This window comes from Lysinibacillus sp. CD3-6 (assembly GCF_006351725.2).
Classification (GTDB): Bacteria; Bacillota; Bacilli; order Bacillales_A; family Planococcaceae; genus Lysinibacillus.
The window spans coordinates 112,813-126,081 of record NZ_CP085880.1 but is presented as its reverse complement, the minus strand read 5'-3'; the positions used below and the strand labels follow the sequence as shown (position 1 = coordinate 126,081).

General features: G+C 48.6%; 1 protein-coding gene, 11 tRNA genes and 5 rRNA genes. All 17 read right to left on the bottom strand.

All coding sequences use genetic code 11. The features are described 5' to 3' along the window. Positions 1–126 precede the first annotated feature (126 nt). A 23S ribosomal RNA gene (locus FH508_RS00620) occupies positions 127–3,054 on the bottom strand. A 219-nt stretch (positions 3,055–3,273) separates the two neighbouring features. Further along, positions 3,274–3,349 (bottom strand) — tRNA-Ala (locus FH508_RS00615). 13 nt (positions 3,350–3,362) lie between these two features. Continuing rightward, positions 3,363–3,439: transfer RNA gene (locus tag FH508_RS00610), tRNA-Ile, on the bottom strand. Between the two features lie 96 nt (positions 3,440–3,535). After that, positions 3,536–5,087 (bottom strand): 16S ribosomal RNA (locus tag FH508_RS00605). Positions 5,088–5,229: 142 nt separating this feature from the next. Then, a tRNA-Ala gene (locus FH508_RS00600) sits at positions 5,230–5,305 on the bottom strand. 24 nt (positions 5,306–5,329) lie between these two features. Continuing rightward, positions 5,330–5,406, bottom strand: a tRNA-Pro gene (locus tag FH508_RS00595). Positions 5,407–5,415: 9 nt separating this feature from the next. After that, positions 5,416–5,492 (bottom strand) — tRNA-Arg (locus tag FH508_RS00590). A gap of 15 nt (positions 5,493–5,507) precedes the next feature. Beyond that, positions 5,508–5,596, bottom strand: a tRNA-Leu gene (locus tag FH508_RS00585). A gap of 5 nt (positions 5,597–5,601) precedes the next feature. Beyond that, positions 5,602–5,676: transfer RNA gene (locus FH508_RS00580), tRNA-Gly, on the bottom strand. A gap of 48 nt (positions 5,677–5,724) precedes the next feature. Then, a tRNA-Leu gene (locus FH508_RS00575) sits at positions 5,725–5,809 on the bottom strand. Between the two features lie 25 nt (positions 5,810–5,834). Beyond that, positions 5,835–5,910: transfer RNA gene (locus FH508_RS00570), tRNA-Lys, on the bottom strand. A 6-nt stretch (positions 5,911–5,916) separates the two neighbouring features. Further along, positions 5,917–5,992: transfer RNA gene (locus FH508_RS00565), tRNA-Thr, on the bottom strand. Positions 5,993–5,995: 3 nt separating this feature from the next. Then, positions 5,996–6,071 (bottom strand) — tRNA-Val (locus FH508_RS00560). Positions 6,072–6,081: 10 nt separating this feature from the next. After that, a 5S ribosomal RNA gene (gene rrf, locus FH508_RS00555) occupies positions 6,082–6,197 on the bottom strand. A 114-nt stretch (positions 6,198–6,311) separates the two neighbouring features. Beyond that, positions 6,312–9,239, bottom strand: a 23S ribosomal RNA gene (locus FH508_RS00550). A 310-nt stretch (positions 9,240–9,549) separates the two neighbouring features. Further along, a 16S ribosomal RNA gene (locus FH508_RS00545) occupies positions 9,550–11,101 on the bottom strand. The 16S, 23S and 5S rRNA genes sit together here with 11 tRNA genes alongside, the layout of an rRNA operon. A 550-nt stretch (positions 11,102–11,651) precedes the next feature. Continuing rightward, positions 11,652–13,154 carry a lysine--tRNA ligase gene (lysS, locus tag FH508_RS00540; protein WP_228134280.1) on the bottom strand — a complete coding sequence of 501 codons (1,503 nt, stop codon included), beginning with the start codon at positions 13,152–13,154 and terminating at the stop codon, positions 11,652–11,654. Positions 13,155–13,269 lie beyond the last annotated feature (115 nt).

Below are 13,269 nucleotides of genomic sequence, written 5' to 3'. Positions count from 1 at the left end.
GTACACAAGTACGCTCCTTCCTTCTCTCAATCGCTTCCGCGAACTACTCGTATCTTGAAACCCTTTGGTTGAAAGTGTTATTCTTTCAAAACTGGATAAACGGTTCATTGAATGTTTCAAACTTTTTTGGTTAAGTCCTCGATCGATTAGTATTCGTCAGCTCCATGTGTCACCACACTTCCACCTCGAACCTATCTACCTCATCGTCTTTGAGGGATCTTACTTACTTGCGTAATGGGAAATCTCATCTTGAGGGGGGCTTCATGCTTAGATGCTTTCAGCACTTATCCCGTCCACACATAGCTACCCAGCGATGCCTTTGGCAAGACAACTGGTACACCAGCGGTGTGTCCATCCCGGTCCTCTCGTACTAAGGACAGCTCCTCTCAAATTTCCTACGCCCACGACGGATAGGGACCGAACTGTCTCACGACGTTCTGAACCCAGCTCGCGTACCGCTTTAATGGGCGAACAGCCCAACCCTTGGGACCGACTACAGCCCCAGGATGCGATGAGCCGACATCGAGGTGCCAAACCTCCCCGTCGATGTGGACTCTTGGGGGAGATAAGCCTGTTATCCCCGGGGTAGCTTTTATCCGTTGAGCGATGGCCCTTCCATGCGGAACCACCGGATCACTAAGCCCGTCTTTCGACCCTGCTCGACTTGTAGGTCTCGCAGTCAAGCTCCCTTGTGCCTTTACACTCTACGAATGATTTCCAACCATTCTGAGGGAACCTTTGGGCGCCTCCGTTACCTTTTAGGAGGCGACCGCCCCAGTCAAACTGTCCGCCTGACACTGTCTCCTGCCCCGCTAAGGGGCATGGGTTAGAATTTCAATACAACCAGGGTAGTATCCCACCGACGCCTCCTTCGAAGCTGGCGCTCCGAGATCTCTGGCTCCTACCTATCCTGTACAAGTTGTACCAAAATTCAATATCAGGCTACAGTAAAGCTCCACGGGGTCTTTCCGTCCTGTCGCGGGTAACCTGCATCTTCACAGGTACTATAATTTCACCGAGTCTCTCGTTGAGACAGTGCCCAGATCGTTACGCCTTTCGTGCGGGTCGGAACTTACCCGACAAGGAATTTCGCTACCTTAGGACCGTTATAGTTACGGCCGCCGTTTACTGGGGCTTCAATTCGCAGCTTCGCTTGCGCTAACCACTCCTCTTAACCTTCCAGCACCGGGCAGGCGTCAGCCCCTATACGTCACCTTACGGTTTTGCAGAGACCTGTGTTTTTGCTAAACAGTCGCCTGGGCCTATTCACTGCGGCTCTCGTGCGCTTGCACGCTCAAGAGCACCCCTTCTCCCGAAGTTACGGGGTCATTTTGCCGAGTTCCTTAACGAGAGTTCTCTCGCACACCTTAGGATTCTCTCCTCGACTACCTGTGTCGGTTTGCGGTACGGGCACCTCTCACCTCGATAGAGGCTTTTCTTGGCAGTGTGAAATCAGGAACTTCGTCCATACGGACTCGCCATCACAGCTCAACGTTACAGTGTGCGGATTTGCCTACACACACGCCTTACTGCTTGGACGCGCACAACCAACGGCGCGCTTACCCTATCCTACTGCGTCCCCCCATTTCTCAAACGGTGAGGAGGTGGTACAGGAATATCAACCTGTTGTCCATCGCCTACGCCTATCGGCCTCGGCTTAGGTCCCGACTAACCCTGAGCGGACGAGCCTTCCTCAGGAAACCTTAGTCATACGGTGGACGGGATTCTCACCCGTCTTTCGCTACTCATACCGGCATTCTCACTTCTAAGCGCTCCACCAGTCCTTCCGGTCTGACTTCAACGCACTTAGAACGCTCTCCTACCACTGACATCGTAGATGTCAATCCACAGCTTCGGTGAATCGTTTAGCCCCGATACATTTTCGGCGCAGCGTCACTCGACCAGTGAGCTATTACGCACTCTTTAAATGATGGCTGCTTCTAAGCCAACATCCTGGTTGTCTGTGCAACGCCACATCCTTTTCCACTTAACGATTACTTTGGGACCTTAGCTGGTGGTCTGGGCTGTTTCCCTTTTGACTACGGATCTTATCACTCGCAGTCTGACTCCCGTGTATAAATATCTGGCATTCGGAGTTTGTCTGAATTCGGTAAACCGGGATGGCCCCCTAGTCCAAACAGTGCTCTACCTCCAGTATTCTCATCACGAGGCTAGCCCTAAAGCTATTTCGGAGAGAACCAGCTATCTCCAAGTTCGATTGGAATTTCTCCGCTACCCACACCTCATCCCCGCACTTTTCAACGTGCGTGGGTTCGGGCCTCCAGTAAGTGTTACCTCACCTTCACCCTGGACATGGGTAGATCACCTGGTTTCGGGTCTACGACCACGTACTAATTCGCCCTATTCAGACTCGCTTTCGCTGCGGCTCCGCCTTCTAAAGCTTAACCTCGCACGTAATCGTAACTCGCCGGTTCATTCTACAAAAGGCACGCTATCACCCATTAACGGGCTCTAACTACTTGTAGGCACACGGTTTCAGGATCTCTTTCACTCCCCTTCCGGGGTGCTTTTCACCTTTCCCTCACGGTACTGGTTCACTATCGGTCACTAGGTAGTATTTAGCCTTGGGAGATGGTCCTCCCGGATTCCGACGGAATTTCACGTGTTCCGCCGTACTCAGGATCCACTCTGGAGGGAATAAACTTTCGACTACAGGGCTTTTACCTGCTCTGGCGGACCTTTCCAAGTCGCTTCATCTAACTCATTCCTTTGTAACTCCGTATAGAGTGTCCTACAACCCCAAGAGGCAAGCCTCTTGGTTTGGGCTCTTCCCGTTTCGCTCGCCGCTACTCAGGGAATCGATTTTTCTTTCTCTTCCTCCAGGTACTTAGATGTTTCAGTTCCCTGGGTCTGCCTTCAAGACGCTATGTATTCACGTCAAGATACTACGCGATTAAACGTAGTGGGTTCCCCCATTCGGAAATCTCCGGATCAAAGCTCACTTACAGCTCCCCGAAGCATATCGGTGTTAGTGCCGTCCTTCTTCGGCTCCTAGTGCCAAGGCATTCGCCGTGCGCCCTTAATAACTTAACCTACAGCTTCCGATATACATCGTAATACAGCGTCAGCTTCATTCGTTCAATCAGTCACGTACGAAAGTACGCTCCTTCACTCACTCAATCGCTTCCTTGTCTTACTCGTATCTCGAAACCTTTTAATGTTATTAAGCCTATAAAAAAACTTAAAAAAATAAATGTGTTTGTTACAATTTCAATGTCGTTTTATCCAGTTTTCAAAGAACAAATAATAAATTGGTGGAGCCTAGCGGGATCGAACCGCTGACCTCCTGCGTGCAAGGCAGGCGCTCTCCCAGCTGAGCTAAGGCCCCAAGAGGTTATATATGGTGGGCCTAAATGGACTCGAACCATCGACCTCACGCTTATCAGGCGTGCGCTCTAACCAGCTGAGCTATAGGCCCTCTTGGAAGTTTTATAATATTGTTTATAAACCTTCAAAACTGAACGCAAAACGTAATCTTACAAACCCAAGGTTTGTATTCCGAAAATATCCTTAGAAAGGAGGTGATCCAGCCGCACCTTCCGATACGGCTACCTTGTTACGACTTCACCCCAATCATCTATCCCACCTTCGGCGGCTGGCTCCAAAAGGTTACCTCACCGACTTCGGGTGTTACAAACTCTCGTGGTGTGACGGGCGGTGTGTACAAGGCCCGGGAACGTATTCACCGCGGCATGCTGATCCGCGATTACTAGCGATTCCGGCTTCATGTAGGCGAGTTGCAGCCTACAATCCGAACTGAGAACGACTTTATCGGATTAGCTCCCTCTCGCGAGTTGGCAACCGTTTGTATCGTCCATTGTAGCACGTGTGTAGCCCAGGTCATAAGGGGCATGATGATTTGACGTCATCCCCACCTTCCTCCGGTTTGTCACCGGCAGTCACCTTAGAGTGCCCAACTAAATGATGGCAACTAAGATCAAGGGTTGCGCTCGTTGCGGGACTTAACCCAACATCTCACGACACGAGCTGACGACAACCATGCACCACCTGTCACCGTTGTCCCCGAAGGGAAAACTATATCTCTACAGTGGTCAACGGGATGTCAAGACCTGGTAAGGTTCTTCGCGTTGCTTCGAATTAAACCACATGCTCCACCGCTTGTGCGGGCCCCCGTCAATTCCTTTGAGTTTCAGTCTTGCGACCGTACTCCCCAGGCGGAGTGCTTAATGCGTTAGCTGCAGCACTAAGGGGCGGAAACCCCCTAACACTTAGCACTCATCGTTTACGGCGTGGACTACCAGGGTATCTAATCCTGTTTGCTCCCCACGCTTTCGCGCCTCAGTGTCAGTTACAGACCAGATAGTCGCCTTCGCCACTGGTGTTCCTCCAAATCTCTACGCATTTCACCGCTACACTTGGAATTCCACTATCCTCTTCTGCACTCAAGTCTCCCAGTTTCCAATGACCCTCCACGGTTGAGCCGTGGGCTTTCACATCAGACTTAAGAAACCACCTGCGCGCGCTTTACGCCCAATAATTCCGGACAACGCTTGCCACCTACGTATTACCGCGGCTGCTGGCACGTAGTTAGCCGTGGCTTTCTAATAAGGTACCGTCAAGGTACAGCCAGTTACTACTGTACTTGTTCTTCCCTTACAACAGAGTTTTACGAACCGAAATCCTTCTTCACTCACGCGGCGTTGCTCCATCAGGCTTTCGCCCATTGTGGAAGATTCCCTACTGCTGCCTCCCGTAGGAGTCTGGGCCGTGTCTCAGTCCCAGTGTGGCCGATCACCCTCTCAGGTCGGCTACGCATCGTTGCCTTGGTGAGCCGTTACCTCACCAACTAGCTAATGCGCCGCGGGCCCATCCTATAGCGACAGCCGAAACCGTCTTTCAGAATTGTCTCATGAGAGACAAAAGATTATTCGGTATTAGCCCCGGTTTCCCGGAGTTATCCCAAACTATAGGGTAGGTTGCCCACGTGTTACTCACCCGTCCGCCGCTAACGTCAAAGGAGCAAGCTCCTTATCTGTCCGCTCGACTTGCATGTATTAGGCACGCCGCCAGCGTTCGTCCTGAGCCAGGATCAAACTCTCCATAAAAGAAATTTGATTAGCTCAAATTGTTTTGCTGGCATCAATTTTGATGTCCAAAATTTTGTTTCGTTCACTAACGAAGTTAGCTACTAAAAACTATATTGATTACGTTTTGCTTGTTCAGTTTTCAAGGTTCATTTATTGTAATTGGTGGAGCCTAGCGGGATCGAACCGCTGACCTCCTGCGTGCAAGGCAGGCGCTCTCCCAGCTGAGCTAAGGCCCCATATAAAATCATGTATTAAGGAAATGGTCGGGAAGACAGGATTCGAACCTGCGACCCCTTGGTCCCAAACCAAGTGCTCTACCAAGCTGAGCTACTTCCCGTTCATTTATTGGCGCGCCCGGCAGGAGTCGAACCCACAACCTTCTGATCCGTAGTCAGACGCTCTATCCAATTGAGCTACGGGCGCTTACTATTAAAAAAATGGTGCCGAGGGCCGGAATCGAACCGGCACGGTAGTCACCTACCGCAGGATTTTAAGTCCTGTGCGTCTGCCAGTTCCGCCACCCCGGCACATTTGGAGCGGAAGACGAGGTTCGAACTCGCGACCCCCACCTTGGCAAGGTGGTGTTCTACCACTGAACTACTTCCGCATGTGCATAAGATTATTTATCCTGGCAATTATGAAATTAAAAAATAAATGGTGCGGGTGAAGGGAGTCGAACCCCCACGCCTCGCGGCGCTAGATCCTAAGTCTAGTGCGTCTGCCAATTCCGCCACACCCGCATATTATTGTTGGCAATTATAAAAATGGTGAGCCATGAAGGACTCGAACCTTCGACCCTCTGATTAAAAGTCAGATGCTCTACCAACTGAGCTAATGGCTCAAAAAATGGTGCCGGCTATAGGAATCGAACCCACGACCTACTGATTACAAGTCAGTTGCTCTACCTGCTGAGCTAAACCGGCATATGGTGGAGGATGACGGGCTCGAACCGCCGACCCTCTGCTTGTAAGGCAGATGCTCTCCCAGCTGAGCTAATCCTCCTGGGTATTATGCCTAGCGACGTCCTACTCTCACAGGGGGAAGCCCCCAACTACCATCGGCGCTAAAGAGCTTAACTTCCGTGTTCGGTATGGGAACGGGTGTGACCTCTTTGCCATCATCACTAGACTATTTAAAAGACAAGATTCATTATAACATAAAATGTTATAATTACAAGCTTTTTTTAAAGCTTTCTTATTCTTTCAAAACTGGATAAACGGTTCATTGAATGTTTCAAACTTTTTGGTTAAGTCCTCGATCGATTAGTATTCGTCAGCTCCATGTGTCACCACACTTCCACCTCGAACCTATCTACCTCATCGTCTTTGAGGGATCTTACTTACTTGCGTAATGGGAAATCTCATCTTGAGGGGGGCTTCATGCTTAGATGCTTTCAGCACTTATCCCGTCCACACATAGCTACCCAGCGATGCCTTTGGCAAGACAACTGGTACACCAGCGGTGTGTCCATCCCGGTCCTCTCGTACTAAGGACAGCTCCTCTCAAATTTCCTACGCCCACGACGGATAGGGACCGAACTGTCTCACGACGTTCTGAACCCAGCTCGCGTACCGCTTTAATGGGCGAACAGCCCAACCCTTGGGACCGACTACAGCCCCAGGATGCGATGAGCCGACATCGAGGTGCCAAACCTCCCCGTCGATGTGGACTCTTGGGGGAGATAAGCCTGTTATCCCCGGGGTAGCTTTTATCCGTTGAGCGATGGCCCTTCCATGCGGAACCACCGGATCACTAAGCCCGTCTTTCGACCCTGCTCGACTTGTAGGTCTCGCAGTCAAGCTCCCTTGTGCCTTTACACTCTACGAATGATTTCCAACCATTCTGAGGGAACCTTTGGGCGCCTCCGTTACCTTTTAGGAGGCGACCGCCCCAGTCAAACTGTCCGCCTGACACTGTCTCCTGCCCCGCTAAGGGGCATGGGTTAGAATTTCAATACAACCAGGGTAGTATCCCACCGACGCCTCCTTCGAAGCTGGCGCTCCGAGATCTCTGGCTCCTACCTATCCTGTACAAGTTGTACCAAAATTCAATATCAGGCTACAGTAAAGCTCCACGGGGTCTTTCCGTCCTGTCGCGGGTAACCTGCATCTTCACAGGTACTATAATTTCACCGAGTCTCTCGTTGAGACAGTGCCCAGATCGTTACGCCTTTCGTGCGGGTCGGAACTTACCCGACAAGGAATTTCGCTACCTTAGGACCGTTATAGTTACGGCCGCCGTTTACTGGGGCTTCAATTCGCAGCTTCGCTTGCGCTAACCACTCCTCTTAACCTTCCAGCACCGGGCAGGCGTCAGCCCCTATACGTCACCTTACGGTTTTGCAGAGACCTGTGTTTTTGCTAAACAGTCGCCTGGGCCTATTCACTGCGGCTCTCGTGCGCTTGCACGCTCAAGAGCACCCCTTCTCCCGAAGTTACGGGGTCATTTTGCCGAGTTCCTTAACGAGAGTTCTCTCGCACACCTTAGGATTCTCTCCTCGACTACCTGTGTCGGTTTGCGGTACGGGCACCTCTCACCTCGATAGAGGCTTTTCTTGGCAGTGTGAAATCAGGAACTTCGTCCATACGGACTCGCCATCACAGCTCAACGTTACAGTGTGCGGATTTGCCTACACACACGCCTTACTGCTTGGACGCGCACAACCAACGGCGCGCTTACCCTATCCTACTGCGTCCCCCCATTTCTCAAACGGTGAGGAGGTGGTACAGGAATATCAACCTGTTGTCCATCGCCTACGCCTATCGGCCTCGGCTTAGGTCCCGACTAACCCTGAGCGGACGAGCCTTCCTCAGGAAACCTTAGTCATACGGTGGACGGGATTCTCACCCGTCTTTCGCTACTCATACCGGCATTCTCACTTCTAAGCGCTCCACCAGTCCTTCCGGTCTGACTTCAACGCACTTAGAACGCTCTCCTACCACTGACATCGTAGATGTCAATCCACAGCTTCGGTGAATCGTTTAGCCCCGATACATTTTCGGCGCAGCGTCACTCGACCAGTGAGCTATTACGCACTCTTTAAATGATGGCTGCTTCTAAGCCAACATCCTGGTTGTCTGTGCAACGCCACATCCTTTTCCACTTAACGATTACTTTGGGACCTTAGCTGGTGGTCTGGGCTGTTTCCCTTTTGACTACGGATCTTATCACTCGCAGTCTGACTCCCGTGTATAAATATCTGGCATTCGGAGTTTGTCTGAATTCGGTAAACCGGGATGGCCCCCTAGTCCAAACAGTGCTCTACCTCCAGTATTCTCATCACGAGGCTAGCCCTAAAGCTATTTCGGAGAGAACCAGCTATCTCCAAGTTCGATTGGAATTTCTCCGCTACCCACACCTCATCCCCGCACTTTTCAACGTGCGTGGGTTCGGGCCTCCAGTAAGTGTTACCTCACCTTCACCCTGGACATGGGTAGATCACCTGGTTTCGGGTCTACGACCACGTACTAATTCGCCCTATTCAGACTCGCTTTCGCTGCGGCTCCGCCTTCTAAAGCTTAACCTCGCACGTAATCGTAACTCGCCGGTTCATTCTACAAAAGGCACGCTATCACCCATTAACGGGCTCTAACTACTTGTAGGCACACGGTTTCAGGATCTCTTTCACTCCCCTTCCGGGGTGCTTTTCACCTTTCCCTCACGGTACTGGTTCACTATCGGTCACTAGGTAGTATTTAGCCTTGGGAGATGGTCCTCCCGGATTCCGACGGAATTTCACGTGTTCCGCCGTACTCAGGATCCACTCTGGAGGGAATAAACTTTCGACTACAGGGCTTTTACCTGCTCTGGCGGACCTTTCCAAGTCGCTTCATCTAACTCATTCCTTTGTAACTCCGTATAGAGTGTCCTACAACCCCAAGAGGCAAGCCTCTTGGTTTGGGCTCTTCCCGTTTCGCTCGCCGCTACTCAGGGAATCGATTTTTCTTTCTCTTCCTCCAGGTACTTAGATGTTTCAGTTCCCTGGGTCTGCCTTCAAGACGCTATGTATTCACGTCAAGATACTACGCGATTAAACGTAGTGGGTTCCCCCATTCGGAAATCTCCGGATCAAAGCTCACTTACAGCTCCCCGAAGCATATCGGTGTTAGTGCCGTCCTTCTTCGGCTCCTAGTGCCAAGGCATTCGCCGTGCGCCCTTAATAACTTAACCGTTAACGGCTTCCAATCCACTGCGCATTTCGTTGTCAGCTTCACTCGTTCATTCAGTCACGTACGTAAGTACGCTTCTTCATTCACTCGATTGCTTCCTAGAACTGCTTGTGTCTTGAAACCCTATTATTAGTTATTAAGCCTAAAAAACTTAATTTAAAAAATAAATGTGTTTGTTACAATTTCAATGTCGTTTTATCCAGTTTTCAAAGAACAAGTTTTGAAGTGTTTCATCTAATGATGAACCTTCAAAACTGAACGCAAAACGTAATCTTACAAACCCAAGGTTTGTATTCCGAAAATATCCTTAGAAAGGAGGTGATCCAGCCGCACCTTCCGATACGGCTACCTTGTTACGACTTCACCCCAATCATCTATCCCACCTTCGGCGGCTGGCTCCAAAAGGTTACCTCACCGACTTCGGGTGTTACAAACTCTCGTGGTGTGACGGGCGGTGTGTACAAGGCCCGGGAACGTATTCACCGCGGCATGCTGATCCGCGATTACTAGCGATTCCGGCTTCATGTAGGCGAGTTGCAGCCTACAATCCGAACTGAGAACGACTTTATCGGATTAGCTCCCTCTCGCGAGTTGGCAACCGTTTGTATCGTCCATTGTAGCACGTGTGTAGCCCAGGTCATAAGGGGCATGATGATTTGACGTCATCCCCACCTTCCTCCGGTTTGTCACCGGCAGTCACCTTAGAGTGCCCAACTAAATGATGGCAACTAAGATCAAGGGTTGCGCTCGTTGCGGGACTTAACCCAACATCTCACGACACGAGCTGACGACAACCATGCACCACCTGTCACCGTTGTCCCCGAAGGGAAAACTATATCTCTACAGTGGTCAACGGGATGTCAAGACCTGGTAAGGTTCTTCGCGTTGCTTCGAATTAAACCACATGCTCCACCGCTTGTGCGGGCCCCCGTCAATTCCTTTGAGTTTCAGTCTTGCGACCGTACTCCCCAGGCGGAGTGCTTAATGCGTTAGCTGCAGCACTAAGGGGCGGAAACCCCCTAACACTTAGCACTCATCGTTTACGGCGTGGACTACCAGGGTATCTAATCCTGTTTGCTCCCCACGCTTTCGCGCCTCAGTGTCAGTTACAGACCAGATAGTCGCCTTCGCCACTGGTGTTCCTCCAAATCTCTACGCATTTCACCGCTACACTTGGAATTCCACTATCCTCTTCTGCACTCAAGTCTCCCAGTTTCCAATGACCCTCCACGGTTGAGCCGTGGGCTTTCACATCAGACTTAAGAAACCACCTGCGCGCGCTTTACGCCCAATAATTCCGGACAACGCTTGCCACCTACGTATTACCGCGGCTGCTGGCACGTAGTTAGCCGTGGCTTTCTAATAAGGTACCGTCAAGGTACAGCCAGTTACTACTGTACTTGTTCTTCCCTTACAACAGAGTTTTACGAACCGAAATCCTTCTTCACTCACGCGGCGTTGCTCCATCAGGCTTTCGCCCATTGTGGAAGATTCCCTACTGCTGCCTCCCGTAGGAGTCTGGGCCGTGTCTCAGTCCCAGTGTGGCCGATCACCCTCTCAGGTCGGCTACGCATCGTTGCCTTGGTGAGCCGTTACCTCACCAACTAGCTAATGCGCCGCGGGCCCATCCTATAGCGACAGCCGAAACCGTCTTTCAGAATTGTCTCATGAGAGACAAAAGATTATTCGGTATTAGCCCCGGTTTCCCGGAGTTATCCCAAACTATAGGGTAGGTTGCCCACGTGTTACTCACCCGTCCGCCGCTAACGTCAAAGGAGCAAGCTCCTTATCTGTCCGCTCGACTTGCATGTATTAGGCACGCCGCCAGCGTTCGTCCTGAGCCAGGATCAAACTCTCCATAAAAGAAATTTGATTAGCTCAAATTGTTTTGCTGGCATCAATTTTGATGTCCAAAATTTTGTTTCGTTCGCTAACGAAGTTAGCTACTAAAAACTATATTGATTACGTTTTGCTTGTTCAGTTTTCAAGGTTCATTTCGTTACCGCTAATTTCAGTAACTTTTATATAATAACATTTTCGATTTTCTTTGTCAACAACTTTTTGAAATATTTTATTTCCTTAAGAAGTGACAACTTTTATATCTTACCACTTTGCAATGTTGATGTCAACACTTTTTTTGTGATGTTATTAATAATTTGTAGTACTTAATGTTGCGTCGTCTTAGCGACAAGTAATAATTTATCACGATTTTATAATCTCTGCAAGTGTTTTTCTATAAAAATATCATTTTATGAAAAAAAGGTCATTAGTAAGCTATTAATAGCTTATTCTAGCTTTCATATTTTTGCATTTATTGATACTATACAACACTATTTTTACTATACCGCTGTTTTTGTAATTTCACAATAAAATAAGGAGACCCTTTTATATAAAGGATCTCCTTATTTTAATTTTATTTAGCAGTGTGGCGCATTGTTGGGAATAATAACACGTCACGAATTGATGGAGAGTTTGTAAGAAGCATGATTAAACGGTCAATACCAATACCTAAACCACCTGTTGGAGGCATACCGAATTCTAAAGCTTCAATAAAGTCATTATCCATTTCGTGCGCTTCGTCGTTACCCGCTTCTTTTTCAGCTAATTGTGCCTCAAAGCGTTCGCGTTGATCGATTGGGTCATTTAGTTCTGTAAATGCATTTGCATGCTCACGACGTACGATAAACAGCTCAAAACGATCTGTAAAACGCTCGTCCTCTGGATTTTTCTTCGCTAAAGGAGAGATTTCTACTGGGTGTCCGAATACAAATGTCGGCTGTACTAGCGTTTCTTCTACTTTTTGCTCGAAGAATTCATTAATAATATGTCCAACCTCATGTGCAGCCTTCACTTCTACTCCATGCTCTTGAGCAAGTGCTTGAGCTTGTTCTTTTGTCATCGGTTGCCAGAAGTCTACACCTGTAGCTTCTTTAACAGCATCTACCATGTGAACACGTCTCCAACCCACTGCTAGGTTGATCTCATCTTCACCGTATCGAACTGATGTTGTGCCAAGTACTTCTTGTGCTACATGTGCAATTAAGTTCTCTGTTAACGACATAATATCTTTGTAGTCCGCATATGCTTCGTACAGCTCAATCATCGTGAACTCTGGATTGTGACGAGTTGAAATTCCTTCATTACGGAATACACGACCAATTTCATAAACTTTTTCTAGTCCACCAACGATTAAACGTTTTAAGTGCAACTCGATAGCGATACGCATATATAGTTCCATATCTAATGCATTGTGGTGAGTGATGAACGGACGAGCCGCTGCACCACCTGCAATAGTATGAAGCATTGGTGTTTCCACCTCTAAATAGCCTGCGTTATCTAAATAGTTGCGAATAGCACGTATAATTTTAGAACGTGTAATAAATGTTTTTTTGCTATCTTCATTTGTCATTAAATCTAAGTAACGTTGACGGTAACGTTGTTCTACATCCTGCAAGCCGTGGAATTTTTCTGGCATTGGACGTAGCGCTTTTGTTAGGAATGTAAATCCTTCAGCCTTAACTGAAAGTTCTCCCACTTGCGTACGGAATACGTTACCACGTACACCTACGATATCGCCTAGGTCAGCTTGCTTAAATAAATCATAAGCTTCTTCACCTACATGGTCTTGACGAACGTAGATTTGAATTTGGCCACCTAAATCTTGAATATGCGCAAATCCAGCTTTCCCTTTACCGCGCTTTGTCATAATACGACCTGCGATAATAACTTCTTGTAAGTTTTCTTCTAACTGTTCTTTTGTTTGATCTGCGAATTGTTCACGAACTTCTGTAGATAAGTGTGTACGTTCAAATCGACTACCAAATGGATCTTGTCCATTCTCTTGAATAGCAGTCATCTTTTGACGTCTCACCAAAAGCTGATCATTTAACTCTTCTATATTTGACACTTGTTTCACTCCTTATTAAATTGTCCGCGTTTACGTCCATAATATTTCTATTGTACACAATTTTAAAGCTGTATTCATCTGTTTCGGTTTAATTTCCAAAAGAGTTGAAATTATTAATAATTCT